This window comes from Microcoleus sp. A6-C6 (assembly GCF_036705955.1).
GTDB lineage: Bacteria > Cyanobacteriota > Cyanobacteriia > Cyanobacteriales > Microcoleaceae > Microcoleus.
This window is the reverse complement of record NZ_JAUBVR010000051.1, coordinates 26638-44709: the sequence shown is the minus strand read 5'-3', so window position 1 is coordinate 44709 and position 18072 is coordinate 26638. Positions and strand designations below refer to the sequence as shown.

Genomic DNA, 18072 nt, shown 5'->3' with positions numbered 1-18072 from the left:
CTATCCTTTCTCTTCGCTGTGCTTATCTCAACGGTCAACTTTCAATTTGATGTATTTGCCAAAGTGAGATGCACCCAGCTTATCTAGTGCGAGCTTAAGAGCTCGCGTGCCTTATCTAGCTCGCGAGCTCTTAAGCTCGCACTCCAAAAAAATGCTTTTTGCACTTATTGAGATGCTTCCCTCAAACTCTTCGACTCTCTCATGCCGTGCGATCGGCTAAGCTTTTTCAATAACCGCAAAATGTTTGTCAATAATTGCTGGAATTTCAGCAGGTTTGATGCGACTGTAGCGAGTTTTGTCCGGCATCAAAACCATATTTGGCCCGGCTTTGCACTGTTTGAGACATCCGGTTCCCTGAACAGTCACTTGCCCTTCTAAACCCCGCGCATTCAAAGCAGTTTCTAAAGCTTTACAGACTGCTGCGCTGCCCCGCTTCTGGCAGTCAGATTTTTGACATACTAATATTTTAGTTTTGGTTTTAGCCGGAGTTTGGACAGTTTGAGTTGCTGTGCAAGTGCTGACTTCGGTTTTATCGTTGGCGAAGCCCTGGAAAAGGATCGCGCCATCTAAGGTCAATACCGCAGCAGGTAAACTGGTAGAGTCGAGCTGTTCGGGCGATCGATCGTTGTTACCTTGAGCCAGCTTGAGACTGCGAGCTTTAAGTTTTATTTTACCATTTTTCAAATTGAGTTCTTTCTCACCCGCAACTTGAACTCTCAACCCAGTCGTCAAAACGGGCCCTAAAAATGACCGCAACTCCTTGCAAAGTTTAACCAGAAACTCTACTCCGCGATCCGTACCAATTCGCAAATATTTAAGTTTGTAACCATCTTCAATAATCAGGCTGAGGATTTCTCCCTCTAAGCTAAATTCCGAAAGTTGCTTACCAGATTGATACATTGTCATAACTCCTTTAAATCCGTGACATCCATTAAATCCGTTAAATAATCCGTTCCCGAACTGCCTTTAGGCGATTTGCCAGCAGCACTCCAGCAAATGCACCAGTTCGCCCCGTGAAGCGCTCAATTGCCTCAAAACACTCGCTAATTGAGCAGCTTGTTTAGCCGTGCTAATTTTGGCCCGCAAAGGTTGATCAACTCCGCACCAGCAGGGAATTTCTAGCTCTTGCAAGCGTTGGTAAACTTGCCATCTGTCTAGCCAACTGACTGGCACGATGTCACAGACTTCTAATTCTGGATCTGCTGGATTCATTTTTTTAACAACAATAATGATTTGCATTAATTTTTGCTCTTGATGTACCCCATTTTCAGGAAGCATTCAGAACGAGCATCTTTTTAGAGGATAACGCAACTGCAAATAATTCTCAATAGATTTTGTAAAAAATTTTTCTACTATACAAAGTCTTCCACTATCGAGGCCGACCCTGCTTGACTGGTAAATCTAGGGTGCTAGAGTGAGTCTATTGGCAACAAAACTGCCTATTGAAAGGAGAACACACATGGCTGAGATTCAGAGTGCATTGAGACCGTTTGGTCACATAGCCGAAAACCCAGTTCTACTAGAACATTCAGTCACAGCACCGATTTGTGAAGGGATGAACGCGCTGCTGGCAAGTTTTCAGGCTTTATACCTGCAATATCAAAAACATCATTTTGTGGTGGAAGGGGCAGAATTTTACTCCTTGCACCAATTCTTTCAAGAAAGCTACGGAGAAGCTCAAGATAGTGTCCACGAATTGGGCGAACGCTTGAACGGGTTGGGCGGCATACCGGCGGCTAGCTTTAGCAAATTAGCCGAGATGTGCTGTTTTGAGCCAGAAGCCGACGGCGTATATTCCTGCCGCCAAATGCTGGAACATGATTTGACAGCAGAACAAGCTATTATAGGTTTACTGCGCCGTCAAGCAGGACAAGCAGAAAGTTTGGGCGATCGAGCTACGCGCTACCTCTACGAAAAAATCCTGCTAAAAACAGAAGAGCGAGCTTATCACATTTCCCACTTCCTCGCCCCCGATACCTTAGTGCAATTGAACTTAAACTAACCCGAAAAAAGCAATTTCCCTAAATCGGAAAAAAGCTTAAAATCCCCTCCAAATTCAAAATTTGGGGGGATTTCAGATTTGGCAGCTTATCTGTAGGGACACAGCACTGCTCAATGCGTGTCAACTGAAGCCTGAAAGCCTTGATAAATCTCGCTCATCATCGAGTCTCGATCCCCCTAAATCCCCCTTAAGAAGGGGGACTTTGAGAATATTCCTGTCCCTCCCATCAAAACGGAACTTTCTGAATACTCCTGTCCCCCCCTTCTTAAGGGGGGCTAGGGGGGATCTCCACTTTTTATACAAAGTGCGATAATTTCCCAGAAATTAAGGAGCCAAAGCACTACCGCGCAACAAGCTACCAATGGTTTTCGCGGTAATCTTCATCTGAATGAAGGGATTAGCCGGCACCACGGTCTTATACAAGTAGCTATCAAATGTGAGTTTCTGCACATCGCGATCGGCACACATTTCCACAAAAGCTTCGCGAGTAGCATCAGAACGGTAGAACACGCGCTGCAAAATGTCAAGCACCTTGTAAGTAATACCGTAAGCCTTATCCCACCGCTTCAGATACAGCTTGATTTCTTGTTCCGTTGGAATCCGCGCGCCATTATTGGAAATCTCCACAATAGTTTCAGCGCACATCCGGCCAGACTTAGCGGCAAAATAGATACCTTCGCCCGAAGACTTGGTAACATAACCGGCAGCATCACCGATGAGGGCAACTCGGCCGACAACCCGGCGGGGACGCGGATGTTCTGGGATGGGGTGAGCTTCCACTTTAATGATTTCACCGCCCATGAGTTTTTTGGCAGCGCGGGCCCGGACTCCGGCTTGGAGCTTTTTGATGCTGGCTTGATTGACTTTCATCGTGCCGGTACCGACGGCTACGTGGTCGTATTTGGGGAACACCCAGGCGTAGAAGTCGGTGGAAACGTCGTCGCCGACGTACATTTCGGCTAAGCCTTCGTAGTAAGCCATTTTATCTTCTGGGAGGCGGATGCGCTCTTGGAAGGCGATCGCATAATTGTAGTCACCAGCATCAATCGCCTTGGCTACGCGGGAGTTAGCGCCGTCAGCGCCGATTACCAAATCCACTTTCAGGGTTTTCTGAGTTCCTACGGCGGTGCCGTTGGAGTGGTCGGCGTAGTGGAGAATGTAGGGGTCGGTGTTGTTCGTAGGAATGTCTAAGGTGTGAACGGTACCGTTAATTAGTTTGGCACCTAAGGAAGCAGCCCGATCGCGCAAAAAGCCATCGAGGACTTCGCGGCGGCACATACCGATGTATTCGTGTTCGTTTTCGATATTGATGTCCACCTCTACGTTGGAGGGGGAAATCATTTTCATTTTTCTGACTTGGCGATCGATAATACTTTGTGGCAAGTCAAATTCTTCGACCATGCACAGGGGAATCGCCCCGCCGCAGGGTTTAGCGTTGTCTAATTTGCGCTCAAATAAATAAGTTTCGATGCCTGCTTTTACCAATGTTTCGGCGGCGCAAGAACCGGCTGGCCCTGATCCAACAACTGCAACCCGTAGTGTCAAAGCTTTTCTCCCCAATTTTTTCTATAGTTTTTACCAGTCAGATGTGATGGTATCACGGAGTTTCTTTGCTGTGGGGTGAGAATGGGAGATTTAAATGAAATGAAACAGAGCTTAACAATTGGATACGAAAATCGGGTTTTAGGTGCTGGTTTGGCGGCAAAATCTTAAATCTTTAACGGTAGATGAACGCGGATTGACGCTGATGTGCGATCGAATTAAATACAGTGCGATCAAATTAAATACAGATGCAGACGGCGGTTGAAACCGCTCCTACACAAACGATGTCCGCCTCCGCGGACTGAAGAAAACAACGTATTTTCACCGTCGGTTCTTCAACCCGCGCACCATCCGGGTTTTGTCTGTGTAGACGCGGTTTCAACCGCCGTCTGTATTTTGCCACCGTGTCCTTGGCCCGATATCTCGACTAAAAACTGCTATGCGTGGGTGCGATCGAACTTCGTGCAATTACGTTACATTGAAGTTACGTAAAGTTCCTATATAAAATTTCAAATTGCTATGCTAGGTAATTTTCAACAAAGTCAACTGCGGATTGAGGTTGAAGCTTCGGAAACCGCGATTCGAGACAGTTTGATGCGTCCTGTGCATTTGCAGCAGTGGCTGTGGCCTCAGCAGTTTTCTAAGGGTTTGCCGGAATTGCTCGATCGCGAATTGACTTTCACGAGTTGGATTGGCCCGGTAGCGGTGCAGCACCATGTGGAGATTGCAGAGTCAAATTGTCTGCGACTGTTGTTGAGTCAGGGAATCGACGGGTTTCACGAGTGGTATTGGGGCGACGGTTGGGTGCAGTCTCGGTTAGAGGGTGTGTCGCTGCTACCGCTGAATTTGGGACAAACCGCTAGTTTGTTGCGTTTGCGGGACTTTTTGGGGAAGGGTAAGGGGAAAAACCCAAACTGATGTGAAGGGCGATCGCTTCATTGAGGACTAGGATTAGGTCAATATCCATCAAAGCAGCGATCGCGGGCAAGGAGGGCAAAAGCAAGAGTAACCGAATTTTTCTGGCATTATCTAAACTTATGTCCCTGTGTAAAAACATACCGGAACATATCCTAGACTTTTCGCCCAATTCGGTATGCAACATTGGCTGTAAGTTTTGGACTAGAAAATTTGGCAACATATTTTCCTAAATCTGACTTTTCCTCATCTAAAGGCAAAGTCATTTTAGTTTCGTTACTGCTTAGTATGTCTATTTTATGATTTTCAGCCAACTTGTCAAACCAATTATAAAATTGGGAGCTATTGTTATCAATAAACAAGAAAAGTGAGCCGATTTTTGCCTGATTAAATAAGTGAGCGAAGTATTCCTCGGCTGAGTCCCGTAAACTAAATACTTCTGACATAAAGTAAATCATTGTAAAAAGGTCTGACTGAAAATACTTTTTGTGAGATTCCCAGTCATCACTTTTAGTGACATCTAGTGGCAGATAAAAAGTTGATATGCGAAATTCGAGGTCTTCTACTTTGTCATCAACGTCACTCCAAGATTCTGCCCAGCTTTTCTCCCGATCGCAGAGTTGAAACTTTATTCTCGGTGACTTTTGGTTGGTCATCAAGTATTTGAGGATTCCCAAGAAATCGCTGCCGGGTCCTCCTCCAATACAAGCTACATCGACTTTTTTGTTGTCAAAAAGATTCCCTAAAACATTATTTTGCTGAAGAATACTACACACCAAATTAGAATGGGATGTTACGTAGGCATAAATATAAGCAAACCTAGTCGTCGGGTCGCTATAATTTATGTTACATTCCTGCGAGAGTTGAAGATATTCTTCTCGCAGGTATTCTAGTGCGGCCTTAATTACCTCATCCTTTTCAGCTTCCTCTCCTGGAATTTGGACATAAGCTTCATCAAGAACAGATTTAATTATTTGAAAGCAATTCATAGTAGATAGCTAATTGACACCAGTCTCATCTTAAATGACGATTCAGGATTTGGTTGGTGAATACATAAAAATTTATGTATGTTACAAAAACTAATTATCCTTGTCTTGTTAAAATGCTAAAATTAGCTTTACATGATTAATGGTAAAGCTGGGCAGTGCTTGTGTCAACAACTGTATATTTATAAATTTCAGTAAAACGTCATCAGCGAGCAGATTTATGTATACTCAACTTTCATTGTGGGAAGAGCCAAAAGCAGAAAGCCAAAAACATGGTCAGCAATTATCTCTGCCAGATGCCGAAATAATCATGTACCGCGACTTCTTCAATAACAATGAGAGCAACCAGATATTTGCGGAATTGTACGGCACTATTAATTGGAAGCAAGAGGTGGCTCTGCTTTTTGGCAAGCAAGTCGCTATACCGCGACTTACCGCATGGTACGGAGATGCAGGTAAATCTTACACTTACTCCAAAATAAAAATGGAGCCTAATCTATGGACACCTACACTCATAACAATCAAATCTAAAATAGAAGCAATAGCAGGTACATTGTTTAACAGCGTGTTGCTTAATCTATATCGCGACGGCAAAGATAGTGTAGCTTGGCACAGTGATGATGAACCAGAACTTGGTGAAAACCCAGCGATCGGTTCTGTAAGTTTTGGGGCTACTCGTCGTTTTGTGCTCAGGCACAAATACCGAAAAGAAATGAAATTTGAAATTCAATTAACCCCAGGAAGCTTTCTGTTGATGAAAGGAGTAACACAGCACTTTTGGCAACACCAAATCCCGAAAGTAGCCAAATTTAACGAACCAAGAATCAACCTTACTTTCAGGAAAGTAAGCTCAATGAATTAATGGTAATTTGTAAGAAAATCTCATATTACTGAGAAGTGCTACAAATAATCAGCTCGATTTTTGACAAATATTAACAACATATTTCCGCATCACAAGCTGCAACCTAAACAAATCCTGACCGACTTCTGTTTCAATCATCGATCGCCAATTAGGCAACTTCAAAACATTTATCTCTAACTAACTAGATATATTTTCCGAAAATTCATCTCGCAATCTATTAGTGAAATAAGTATGTTGGTTGAGGTAAACGCGATCGACTCTTTGATTTACCGCCGCTACCTCGATCGCACCACCAACACCGAACAAGGAGCTTCAGCCACAACCTCAGCACTCACCGAACCCTCCAAAATCCGCTTCAAACCAGTCAAACCCCGACAGCCGATCGCAATTAAGTCCGCTTTATAAATATTCGCCAAACGCAAAATCTCCTGGGCCGGTTCCCCCGAAACAATCTCCAACTCACTCTCGCAAGGCAAAGTTTCCTGATAAGATTGCAATAACTTCTCCACTTCTCGGTAAGCAATCTCATTTCCCTGAGCGTGAGGTCGATCGACCACCGCATCAAAATCCGACATCCCAGAACTCACAACATGAACTAAAATCACCTTAGCCGTCGGTTCTAGCTTAAACTGCCCCACAGCTTGCAAAACCTGTGCTGCAAAATCAGAATTGTCGATCGCCACCAAAACAGTATTCAATATAATGCACCTTTAAATCTCAGAATTTAGTTGACAGTTGACAGTTGACAGTTGACAGCGAATTATACCTGGAAGGAAGAGGATTGGAGTAATGAATAGTCTGATTTTAATTTCTCCGTACAAGCGAGAGGCTTTAAACCAATTTTTTCTGGTAATTTAAGCAAGATAAGCTGTTCTACATTTAAATTGTGTGTCAAAAATCGCTTAAACACTCTTGTGGGATGGGCTTCTAGCCCGTCCCGAATATACAATTTAAATGCGCAACAGCTTATTGGAAGAAACCGGGTTTCTTAAGCCCGAAGTGCGTAAATCTCGATCGCCAAACTCAAACCTACCATCTAAAAATCACCCTCACCCTGTGTCTCAGTGCGTAGCCGCACCGAATCAGCGTGAGAAGGCAAACCCTCAGCTTCCGCCAACACATTAATCGCCCTACTAACCTTTTTCAGAGCAGCCGGCGAATATTGAATCAAACTCGAATGCTTCATAAAAGTTTCCACCCCCAGCGGCGAAGCATAGCGCGGAGCACCAGAAGTCGGCAAAGTATGATTCGGGCCAGCCAAATAATCACCCACAGCTTCCGGTGTCGAACAGCCCAAGAAAATCGCCCCAGCGTGCCGAATTTGGTCAAGCAAAGCCCAGGGATCAGCCACTTGCAATTCCAAGTGTTCGGGAGCAAACTCGTTGGAGAGTTCCGCCGCCGCCTTCAGGGACTCCACCACTACAACTAAACCATAATTGGCGATCGCCTTTTCCGTCAAAATCCGGCGCGGGTGATTTACTAATTGTCTTTCTACCTCAGCCACCACCTTCCTAGCCAGCACCGAATCCGCCGTCAGCAAAATTGCCGAGGCCATCGAATCGTGCTCAGCTTGAGCCAACATATCCGCAGCTACGTGTACAGGATTCGCCGAAGCATCAGCAATAATCAGTACCTCCGAGGGCCCCGCCAGAGAATCGATCCCCACAGTGCCGTAAACCAGTTTTTTCGCCAGCGTGACGTAAATATTCCCCGGCCCAGTAATTAAATCTACCTTGGGAATAGTTTCCGTACCATAGGCCAAAGCTGCGATCGCCTGAGCCCCGCCGACCCGATATATCTCATCAACTCCCGCTTCCTGAGCCGCTACCAGCACCGCAGGATTCATTTTCTTCTCTTGTCCGGGGGGAGTACACATCACCAGTCTCGGAACCTTGGCGACCTTCGCAGGAACCGCATTCATGATCACCGAGCTCGGATAGGACGCTTGACCGCCAGGAATGTAAATTCCCGCGCGATCGACTGGCGTATAGCGCTTACCCAAAACAATTTCGTCATCACCAAACTGCACCCAAGATTTGGGGACACGCTGTCGGTGAAACGCTTCTACCTGTTTGCAAGCCAACCGGATGGCATTTAATAATTCTTTCGATATTTGCTGGTAAGCAGCATCCAATTCGGCGCCACTCACGCGCAACTCTTCCGCATTTAGGGTGATGCGGTCAAATTCAGCAGTATATTGCAGCACAGCCTGATCGCCTTTGCGTCTTACAGCTTGCAGCACCTCGCGCACGGTAGCTTCTTTGTGAATAACAAGTTCGTCGTGGGTGCGATCGCAGATTCGTCGCAGTTCAGCTTGTGCCTCAACCCACTGAGTAATAATTCGCAGCATGGAGATTAGGAATGCCGTCAATAATTCACTAACATTTGCTTGACAATTTGGATTTTTTGTGGGGCTGGAGAATTCGGCCACCACCAGTCCACCAGCTTCAACCGCGAGACTCGCGGCAGTTTCAAAGGCTTCGTTTCCCGGCGTCAGTCCAGCGTTTAAATCTCTGTCGAGGATTTTTTTGCCAAACCGAGGACAAGTCACAACCTTCCTTGAGGAATTGCCTGTCAGAGAACCGGGTGCGGAGGGAGAGGGCGGAGGGGGAGAGGGGGAGAGGGGGAGAGGGGAAGAGAGGGAGAGGGGGAGAGGGGGAGAGGGGGGAGAGGGGAAAAATATTCTCTCTCCCTTCTGCCTTCTGCCTTCTGCCTTCTGCCTTCTGCCCTCTGCCTTCTCCCTTCTGCCTTCTGCCCTCTGCCTTCTCCCTTCTTCCTTCTTCCTTCTTCCCTCTTCCTTCCGTCTTCTGCAAGTGCTTCAAAGGCGAAGCCCAAATAACCCGTACTCTTTGTTATAGCTTAACTTGGATTTTTCCGGGAATGGGATTTTGAGCGGAATCCATGCTATATTAGATTTTTTCACACCTAATAATTTTTTATAAAAAAACGCCAAGTTATTGTATACTTGAAAATTGCGCGCAATAAACCGTGACTTTAACTCGTGACGGTGGAAACCCCGCAAAACGCCTGGATAACACCCGTGTCATACCTTTGGGTATCGTCAGGGGTAAAAAAAAGGTCGTTAGATGAGTCAATTAAAAATTATTGCGCGATCGCCCTTGCAAAAGTAACCGCAGACTCAGCTTAAATCTGAGCGCTCGGCTAATCGCTGACTCAGCTTTAAAAAAAATCAAGCTTTTTGCGGATCGCACCCAAAAAGATTGTCCCTCAAAATCTCCGTGTCTTGAGACTATATCGAGACTATGATGTATCAATCAATACCTACTTCCACAAACTGAACTATGGCAAATATTAAGTCCGCCGTCAAACGAGTCAAAATCGCCGAGCGCAACCGCTTGTACAACAAATCTTACAAGTCAGCGGTCAAAACCCTGATGAAGAAGTATTTCACGACCGTTGAGAAGTACGCCGCATCTCCGACACCTGAATTAATGCAAGAAGTGCAGCAACGTATGTCTGAGGCGTACAGCAAAATTGACAAAGCTGTCAAAAAAGGTGTACTGCACCGTAACAACGGCGATCGCAAAAAGTCCCGTTTGGCAAGAACCCTCAAGCCACACGAAACACAAGTAGCATCCTAAGACAGAAGGAAGAAGGAAGACGGAAGAAGGAAGAAGGAAGAGGGAAGAAGGAAGAAAGAAGGAAGAAAGAGAATTTTTCCTACTACTCTCCTACTCTCCCACTCCCGCACTCTCCCACTCTCCCCCTCCTCCAATCTCTCACTCTCCCATTCGCCCATGCAGCTTATCGACACTCACGTTCATATCAACTTTGAGGCTTTCAAGTCTGAGTTAGAAGCCGTTCGAGCACGCTGGCGCGAAGCTGGTGTGGTTCGATTGGTTCATTCTTGTGTAGAGCCAGAAGAGTTTGCCGGAATTCAAGCGATTGCTAATCAATTTGCAGAAGTTTCCTTTGCGGTGGGGCTTCATCCCCTAGATGCCGCCAAGTGGAAAGACGAAACTGCAAGCCTGATTAGAAAATTAGCAATTTCTGACGATCGGGTAGTGGCGATCGGCGAAACCGGACTAGACTTTTTTAAAGCAGACGATCGCGAACACCAGTTTAAAGTGTTTGAGGCACAGCTTGAAATTGCGCAGGAACTTGACAAACCAGTGATTATCCACTGTCGCGACGCCGCCGCCCCAATGGCCGAAATGCTTCGGAACTTTTGGCAAAAACGCGGTCCGGTGCGCGGTGTGATGCACTGCTGGGGAGGCACACCCGAAGAAACCCAGTGGTTTTTAGACCTGGGTTTCTACATCAGTTTTAGCGGAACTGTCACCTTTAAAAAAGCCTTGCAAATACAAGAATCAGCTTGTATGGTAAATAGCGATCGCATCTTAGTCGAGACAGATTGCCCTTTTCTCGCCCCTGCACCCCAGCGGGGAAAACGCAACGAACCAGCTTACGTCTATTACGTAGCCGAGCAAGTTGCTAAATTGAGAGGAGTTTCTCTCTTAACTTTGTCCCAACAGACAACTGAAAATGCCTGTCAGCTATTCGGCTTTTCAGTTTAGCTAGAGCAAAGAAACGAGGAAAACAGATAGAGTTAAGGGCAGAAAATCGGGAAAATCTCATCTATATCCGGCAACCCAAAACCGGATTCATCCTTAATTTCAGATTCTTTGGGAGTTGCCTGTGGCGATCGGATTTGCGTCCTATAATAAAAAGAACCGACTGATCGGGCGTTGGCTCACTATCGGCACCATCGCCCTGCGCCGAACTGCGAGCTTCGGCGAGTGCCCGCTCACCTTCGGGGCAGGCGAAAACTTCAAGCAATACCTCGAATTTACACAACTTACACATCAGAAGAAATTTGGAAACTCGGCAATTTGGCAATAGCTGTCAAGTCAATTTTAGGAGTCAAATGTGTAGGGGATTTACCCTGAAGCACCAAGAGGTCGAAGCTAAAAGCATCTCGATCCAAGCCAAAATCCGCACAAAAACACTGCGAGCAACCAGTGAAAATAGCCGTTGCAGCAGTTGGCAGGCGATCGAAAACATCATATAAATTCTCTCACACAATCCATCAAAAAAACGCAACAAGGTAAAAACGCCCAGCCTTGGCGCCATGTAAAAAGCTAGAGCCACTGCGGAAAAAGGACACCCATGACCACTAAAGATTACACAGAATTCGCCTTCACCTTGCCCGACCTGATCGAAATCCAGCGGGCAAGTTTTCGCTGGTTTCTAGAAGCCGGACTGATCGAAGAACTAGACAGCTTCTCCCCGATTACAGACTACACGGGTAAGCTAGAACTCCACTTCATCGGCAAAGACTTCAAACTCAAGCGCCCGAAATATGACGTAGACGAAGCCAAGCGCCGGGACAGCACCTACTCAGTGCAAATGTACGTCCCCACCCGCTTGATTAACAAAGAAACAGGCGAAATCAAAGAACAAGAAGTCTTCATCGGCGATTTGCCCTTGATGACCGAGCGCGGCACTTTCATCATCAACGGTGCAGAACGAGTCATCGTTAACCAAATCGTGCGATCGCCCGGAGTTTACTACAAATCGGAAACCGACAAAAACGGCCGCCGTTCCTACAACGCGAGCCTGATCCCCAACCGCGGCGCGTGGCTCAAGTTCGAGACCGACAAAAACGATTTAGTCTGGGTGAGAATCGACAAAACCCGCAAACTCTCGGCCCAAGTTCTGCTCAAAGCCCTGGGACTCACCGACGGCGAAATCTACGACTCCCTGCGCCACCCGGAATACTTCCAAAAAACGATCGAAAAAGAAGGACAATTCGGCGAAGAAGAAGCCCTAATGGAGCTGTACCGCAAACTCCGTCCAGGCGAACCCCCCACCGTGGCCGGAGGCGAACAGCTCCTGCACTCCCGCTTTTTCGACCCCAAACGCTACGATTTGGGCAGAGTTGGTCGCTACAAACTCAACAAAAAACTGCGTTTGACAGTTCCCGATACCATGCGGGTACTGACATCCCAAGATATCTTGACGGCGATCGACTATTTGATCAACCTCGAATTCGACATCGGTTCAACCGATGACATCGACCACTTAGGCAACCGTCGCGTCCGCAGTGTCGGAGAATTGCTGCAAAACCAAGTCCGCGTCGGATTGAACCGCTTAGAACGGATTATCCGCGAACGGATGACGGTTTCAGACGCCGACTCCCTCACCCCCGCTTCCCTGGTCAACCCCAAACCGCTGGTAGCAGCAATCAAGGAATTCTTCGGTTCCTCCCAGCTATCCCAGTTCATGGATCAAACCAATCCCCTAGCAGAACTGACCCACAAACGCCGTCTGTCCGCCCTTGGCCCAGGAGGTTTGACTCGCGAACGCGCCGGTTTCGCAGTGCGAGATATTCACCCATCCCACTATGGCCGGATTTGCCCGATCGAAACACCAGAAGGCCCCAACGCCGGACTCATCGGCTCTTTGGCAACCCACGCCCGCGTCAACTCCTACGGCTTCATCGAAACTCCTTTCTATCCAGTAGAAAAAGGACAAGTATTGCGGGACAAAGCCCCCGTATATATGACAGCCGACGAAGAAGATGACCTGCGCGTCGCCCCCGGAGACATCAGCCTCGACGAAAACAACAACCTCTTGGGCGAAACCGTAGCCGTTCGCTACCGCCAAGAGTTCACCACCACCACCCCGATGCAGGTGGACTACATGGCGATATCGCCAGTCCAAATCGTCTCCGTCGCCACATCGCTGATTCCGTTCCTGGAACACGACGACGCCAACCGCGCTCTGATGGGATCGAATATGCAGCGGCAAGCTGTGCCGCTACTCAAACCAGAACGGCCACTCGTAGGTACGGGCTTGGAAGCTCAGGCCGCGCGAGATTCCGGGATGGTAGTAGTTTCCAAGGTTAACGGCGAAGTAATTTACATCGATGCTACCCGGATTATTGTCAAGCCCCTGGCGGTAGATGCTGAGTCGAATTCCAGCGAGGAAAGTTTCCTGATTCGGGAATACGACGACCTCAAAACCAAACAGCCCTCGGTTTGGAAGCAAAAATACTCAGGCTGTATCGAGCACGAACTGCAAAAATATCAGCGCTCTAACCAGGATACCTGTTTAAACCAGCGTCCTTTGATCTATGAGGGCGATCGAGTAGTTGCCGGTCAAGTCCTCGCCGACGGTTCCTCCACCGAAGGGGCAGAACTGGCTCTGGGTCAGAACATCATCGCAGCTTATATGCCTTGGGAAGGCTACAACTACGAAGATGGGATACTCATTAGCGAGCGTTTGGTATACGAAGATGTGTACACCAGCATCCACATTGAAAAATACGAAATCGAAGCCCGCCAAACCAAACTCGGCCCCGAAGAAATCACCCGCGAAATACCCAACGTCGGCGAAGACGCACTGCGCCAGCTAGACGAACAGGGCATCATCCGCAAAGGTGCTTGGGTAGAAGCCAGCGACATTTTGGTCGGCAAAGTTACCCCCAAAGGTGAATCCGACCAACCGCCAGAAGAAAAACTGCTCAGAGCAATCTTCGGCGAAAAAGCCCGCGATGTGCGCGACAACTCCCTCCGAGTTCCTAATGGCGAAAAAGGCCGCGTAGTAGACGTGCGGGTTTTCACTCGCGAACAGGGCGACGAACTACCTCCAGGCGCCAACATGGTTGTCCGCGTCTACGTAGCCCAAAAACGCAAGATTCAAGTCGGCGACAAAATGGCCGGCCGCCACGGTAACAAAGGTATTGTGTCCCGGATTCTGCCGATGGAGGATATGCCCTACTTACCCGATGGGACTCCCGTTGACATCGTGCTCAATCCCTTGGGTGTACCATCGCGGATGAATGTGGGTCAGATTTTTGAGTGCTTGCTGGGCTGGGCGGGCGAAAATCTATCCATGCGGTTCAAGATGGTGCCTTTTGATGAAATGCACGGTGCTGAAAAGTCGCGGGAAACCGTTCACGGCAAGTTAGAGGAGGCGCGCGAAAAAACGGGTAAACCGTGGATATTTAACGAAAAACACCCCGGTAAGACTATTGTCTACGATGGCAGAACTGGCGAACCGTTCGATCGACCTATCACAGTCGGCATCGCCTATATGCTGAAACTCGTCCACTTGGTAGATGACAAAATCCACGCCCGGAGCACTGGGCCTTACTCGCTGGTAACGCAACAGCCTTTGGGTGGCAAAGCGCAGCAGGGAGGACAGCGGTTCGGGGAAATGGAAGTTTGGGCTCTCGAAGCGTTCGGTGCAGCTTATACTTTGCAAGAGTTGCTGACTGTGAAGTCGGATGATATGCAGGGTAGAAATGAAGCTTTAAATGCCATTGTTAAAGGCAAAGCTATCCCACGCCCCGGTACGCCGGAATCGTTTAAGGTGCTGATGCGGGAGTTGCAATCTTTGTGCTTGGATATTGCCGTGCACAAGGTGAATACGAACGACGAAGGTAGCGAGCACGTTGAGGTTGATTTGATGGCAGACGTTGGTGGGCGGCGATCGCCCTCCAGGCCTACTTATGAATCGCTTTCTCGCGACGAAGACGAGGATTAGGGACTTGAGATTGTCGATTTGAGATTGTTTGACAGCATTCAATCTCAAATCGACAATCTCCAATTAAAATGCCTCAGCAGTGGTATCAACACTGCTGAGGCGAATCAACGCTCTAACAAAGAGAGACGCTGACATGACTATTGTAACAGTCATCCCCGGAATTGAAGGAGCATTAGACCTGGAGACAGGCTGTATTAACTGGCAAGGCAGTAGGTTAAAAAACGGTTACGGGCGTAAGTGGATCGATGGCAAAACGGTATTAGTCCACCGATTAGTCCTCGAATCAAAAATAGCGGGATTCCTCGATTCCGGTTATTTTGCTTGCCACACCTGCGACAACCGAAGCTGCATCAACCCGGCACATCTGGTAGCGGGATCGGCTGCTGAGAATACCGGACAGATGATGGGGCGCGATCGCAAAACTCCCAGACGCAAAAGTATTCCGGGAATTGATAAATTGTCTATCCAACAACTACGAGAAATTCAGACTAAATATTTATCTGGAACAATCAAGAACCATCTAGCAAGAGAGTATGGGGTACAACATGAAACTATTACTAAGATCGTTCAGACAAGTATTCCCAATAACTTCATCACAGTTTCCCCACGTTTTTTAGGAGAAATTCAAGACAACGGCTGCATAATTTTTCAAGGCGGAAAAGATGGTTCAGGCTATGGCAGATACTGGAAAAATGGGAAATCAAAATCAGTTACTCGTGCTGTTTTAGCAGAGAAATTAGGATATGAACTTCCTACCTCTATGGATGCTTGTCATACTTGCGATACTCCCAGTTGTATTAATCCAGAACACCTGTGGGCTGGTACTCGTACTCAGAATTTATTAGATGCTTCCCAAAAAGGACGCACCCAAGGAAAAAGTCATCCCCTTTCCAATGCCAAATTAGACTGGGAAAAAGTGCGAGAAATCCGGCAAAAATTAGCAGCAGGAGACAGAATGAAGGATGTAGCTGAAGCATACGGCGTAAATCCCGCAACTATACACACTATTAAGTATCACCTGACTTGGAAGGAAGAAGGCGAAGAGGTTCCGATTCCTCGCATGGGTGGATATCTCGATCGCAAACTGACTTTTGCTCAAGCGCAAGATGTGCGAGAACGCATTAAAGCTGGAGAATCCATTGCTAAAATTGCTCTGGAATTTGCAGTGTCCACAAGTGTCATTTATGACATTAAAAATAATGTCACATATAAAGGAGTCTGAGATTGATTTAATCACCAAAGAATCAAGCAAAGAAGATAAATTACAGCAAATAATTTCAAGTAAATCATCGATTGGAGTTAAGAATGGCTAAGATAGAACAACGATTTGATTACGTAAAGATTGGGTTAGCTTCACCAGAAAGAATTCGACAATGGGGAGAGAGAACTTTACCCAATGGTCAGATAGTGGGCGAAATTGTAAAACCTGAGACGATTAACTACAGAACATTAAAACCAGAAATGGACGGATTGTTTTGCGAGCGCATTTTTGGGCCTGCAAAAGATTGGGAATGTCATTGTGGCAAGTACAAAAGAGTTCGTCATAGAGGCATTGTTTGCGAGAGATGCGGTGTTGAAGTCACTGAATCTCGCGTCCGCCGCCACCGGATGGGATTTATTAAATTAGCAGCTCCAGTAGCTCACGTTTGGTATCTCAAAGGCATCCCCAGTTACATGGCAATTCTGTTAGATATGCCCCTGCGAGATGTCGAACAAATTGTTTATTTCAACGCCTATGTTGTGTTGAATGCTGGTAATGCTGAAAAGCTCCAATACAAGCAATTACTCACAGAAGATGCTTGGCTGGAAATAGAAGATGAACTTTACAGCGAAGATTCCACCCTAACCGGCGTAGAAGTAGGAATCGGTGCAGAAGCTTTGCAAGTTTTGCTGCAAAATATTCCGCTAGAAAGTGAAGCGGAAAAGCTGCGGGAAGATATTGCTAATGCTAAAGGTCAAAAACGCGCGAAGTTAATTAAACGTTTGCGGGTAATTGACAACTTTATCGCTACGGGTTCTCATCCCGATTGGATGGTGCTCAATGTCATTCCGGTGATTCCCCCAGACTTGCGGCCGATGGTACAGCTAGACGGTGGACGTTTTGCAACCAGTGACCTTAATGACCTTTATCGAAGAGTTATTAATCGCAATAATCGCTTGGCGAGATTGCAAGAAATTCTGGCACCAGAGATTATCATTCGCAACGAAAAGCGGATGCTACAAGAAGCTGTGGATGCGCTGATTGACAACGGCCGCCGGGGCCGGACTGTGGTAGGCGCAAACAACCGTCCGCTGAAGTCGCTGTCAGACATCATTGAAGGGAAACAAGGTCGTTTCCGGCAAAACTTGCTGGGGAAACGGGTTGACTATTCTGGACGTTCGGTAATTGTTGTCGGGCCAAAACTGAAGATTCATCAGTGCGGTTTGCCGAGGGAAATGGCGATCGAGCTTTTCCAGCCTTTTGTCATCCACCGTTTGATCCGCCAAGGATTAGTCAACAACATCAAAGCCGCCAAAAAACTGATCCAGCGCAACGATCCTAGCGTTTGGGACGTGCTTCAGGAGGTGATTGAAGGACACCCTGTCATGCTGAACCGGGCACCCACGCTGCACCGTTTGGGGATTCAAGCCTTTGAGCCGATTTTGGTGGACGGGAGGGCGATTCAGCTTCACCCGCTAGTCTGTCCGGCTTTTAACGCTGACTTTGACGGCGACCAAATGGCAGTGCACGTTCCTTTGTCTCTGGAATCTCAGGCGGAAGCCCGCTTGTTGATGCTGGCTTCTAATAACATTATGTCGCCGGCAACCGGAAGACCGATCGTTACTCCTTCTCAAGATATGGTGCTCGGTTGCTATTACCTAACCGCCGAAAATCTTGATGCTCAAAAAGGAGCGGGTCACTATTTCTCTAGCTTTACCGATGCGGTTGTAGCTTACGAACAAGGAGTGATTAACTTGCACTCTTATGTGTGGGTGAGATTTCAAGGTGCGATCGAAAATACAGAACCGGAAGGGGAACCGCTGAAGACGGAGCGATCGGCAGACGGTACAGTAGTGACGAAAGAATACAAGTTCCGCCGGGTTCGGGAAGATGCGGAGGGCAAGTTGATTACTCAGTTCATTCGCACTACTCCCGGTCGGATTATCTATCACCAAACGATCGAATCGGTAATTAACAACTAGGAATTGGGCATTGGGCATCGGGCATCGGGCATCGGGCATCGGGCATTGGGCATCGGGCATCGGGCATT

The 18072-nt window shown here is 47.3% G+C and carries 16 protein-coding genes; 9 read left to right on the top strand and 7 right to left on the bottom strand.

Annotated elements, in window-relative coordinates; genetic code table 11:
• Window positions 1–216 precede the first annotated feature (216 nt).
• Both QUB52_RS19665 and QUB52_RS19660 read right to left on the bottom strand, forming a co-directional pair.
• Window positions 217–906, bottom strand: coding sequence for a (2Fe-2S) ferredoxin domain-containing protein (locus QUB52_RS19665; protein WP_332975526.1), 690 nt, complete (start codon window positions 904–906; stop codon window positions 217–219).
• A gap of 60 nt (window positions 907–966) precedes the next feature.
• Complete coding sequence (locus QUB52_RS19660; RefSeq protein ID WP_321161501.1) at window positions 967–1239, bottom strand: Asr1405/Asl0597 family protein; 273 nt, start codon at window positions 1237–1239, stop codon at window positions 967–969.
• Between the two features lie 220 nt (window positions 1240–1459).
• On the opposite strand from QUB52_RS19660, the gene QUB52_RS19655 reads away from it, so the two are divergent.
• Window positions 1460–2002 carry a Dps family protein gene (locus QUB52_RS19655; RefSeq protein WP_265233574.1) on the top strand — a complete coding sequence of 181 codons (543 nt, stop codon included), beginning with the start codon at window positions 1460–1462 and terminating at the stop codon, window positions 2000–2002.
• A gap of 324 nt (window positions 2003–2326) precedes the next feature.
• Here the strand turns inward: QUB52_RS19655 and chlP are convergent, their stop codons facing one another.
• Complete coding sequence (gene chlP / locus QUB52_RS19650; RefSeq protein WP_332975527.1) at window positions 2327–3547, bottom strand: geranylgeranyl reductase; 1221 nt, start codon at window positions 3545–3547, stop codon at window positions 2327–2329.
• Between the two features lie 516 nt (window positions 3548–4063).
• Between chlP and QUB52_RS19645 the strand changes: the two genes are divergently transcribed.
• Window positions 4064–4462, top strand: a complete 399-nt coding sequence (locus QUB52_RS19645) for a hypothetical protein (RefSeq protein WP_332975528.1) — start codon at window positions 4064–4066, stop codon at window positions 4460–4462.
• Between the two features lie 152 nt (window positions 4463–4614).
• Here the strand turns inward: QUB52_RS19645 and QUB52_RS19640 are convergent, their stop codons facing one another.
• Entirely contained in the window at window positions 4615–5448 is an 834-nt protein-coding gene (locus QUB52_RS19640) for a hypothetical protein (RefSeq protein WP_332975529.1), read from the bottom strand.
• Between the two features lie 217 nt (window positions 5449–5665).
• On the opposite strand from QUB52_RS19640, the gene QUB52_RS19635 reads away from it, so the two are divergent.
• Entirely contained in the window at window positions 5666–6307 is a 642-nt protein-coding gene (locus tag QUB52_RS19635; RefSeq protein WP_332975530.1) for an alpha-ketoglutarate-dependent dioxygenase AlkB family protein, read from the top strand.
• A gap of 275 nt (window positions 6308–6582) precedes the next feature.
• Here QUB52_RS19635 and QUB52_RS19630 read toward each other — a convergent pair whose 3' ends face one another.
• The 3 genes from QUB52_RS19630 to QUB52_RS19620 form a co-directional block, all read right to left on the bottom strand.
• On the bottom strand, window positions 6583–7008 hold the full coding sequence (locus QUB52_RS19630; protein WP_332975531.1) for a universal stress protein: 426 nt from the start codon (window positions 7006–7008) through the stop codon (window positions 6583–6585).
• A 335-nt stretch (window positions 7009–7343) separates the two neighbouring features.
• Window positions 7344–8657: a histidinol dehydrogenase gene (hisD, locus tag QUB52_RS19625; RefSeq protein WP_332975532.1), complete on the bottom strand. Its 1314-nt coding sequence runs from the start codon at window positions 8655–8657 to the stop codon at window positions 7344–7346.
• Window positions 8658–8881: 224 nt separating this feature from the next.
• Window positions 8882–9142 (bottom strand): hypothetical protein, encoded by a 261-nt coding sequence (locus tag QUB52_RS19620; protein WP_332976243.1) that lies wholly within the window; start codon window positions 9140–9142, stop codon window positions 8882–8884.
• A 467-nt stretch (window positions 9143–9609) separates the two neighbouring features.
• On the opposite strand from QUB52_RS19620, the gene rpsT reads away from it, so the two are divergent.
• From rpsT to QUB52_RS19590, 6 genes are all read left to right on the top strand, one after another.
• Window positions 9610–9909 (top strand): 30S ribosomal protein S20, encoded by a 300-nt coding sequence (rpsT, locus tag QUB52_RS19615; RefSeq protein ID WP_265238602.1) that lies wholly within the window; start codon window positions 9610–9612, stop codon window positions 9907–9909.
• 156 nt (window positions 9910–10065) lie between these two features.
• On the top strand, window positions 10066–10845 hold the full coding sequence (locus tag QUB52_RS19610) for a TatD family hydrolase (protein ID WP_332974710.1): 780 nt from the start codon (window positions 10066–10068) through the stop codon (window positions 10843–10845).
• Between the two features lie 121 nt (window positions 10846–10966).
• Window positions 10967–11170: a hypothetical protein gene (locus tag QUB52_RS19605; RefSeq protein WP_332974709.1), complete on the top strand. Its 204-nt coding sequence runs from the start codon at window positions 10967–10969 to the stop codon at window positions 11168–11170.
• Between the two features lie 267 nt (window positions 11171–11437).
• Window positions 11438–14821 carry a DNA-directed RNA polymerase subunit beta gene (gene rpoB, locus QUB52_RS19600; protein WP_265238607.1) on the top strand — a complete coding sequence of 1128 codons (3384 nt, stop codon included), beginning with the start codon at window positions 11438–11440 and terminating at the stop codon, window positions 14819–14821.
• Between the two features lie 133 nt (window positions 14822–14954).
• A complete protein-coding gene (locus tag QUB52_RS19595) occupies window positions 14955–16043 on the top strand; it encodes an HNH endonuclease (protein ID WP_332967569.1) in 1089 nt (362 codons plus the stop codon).
• An 83-nt stretch (window positions 16044–16126) separates the two neighbouring features.
• The gene (locus tag QUB52_RS19590; protein ID WP_265238611.1) at window positions 16127–18004 is read left to right on the top strand and encodes a DNA-directed RNA polymerase subunit gamma; all 1878 of its coding nucleotides are present in this window, start codon (window positions 16127–16129) and stop codon (window positions 18002–18004) included.
• The last annotated feature ends 68 nt before the right edge of the window (window positions 18005–18072 follow it).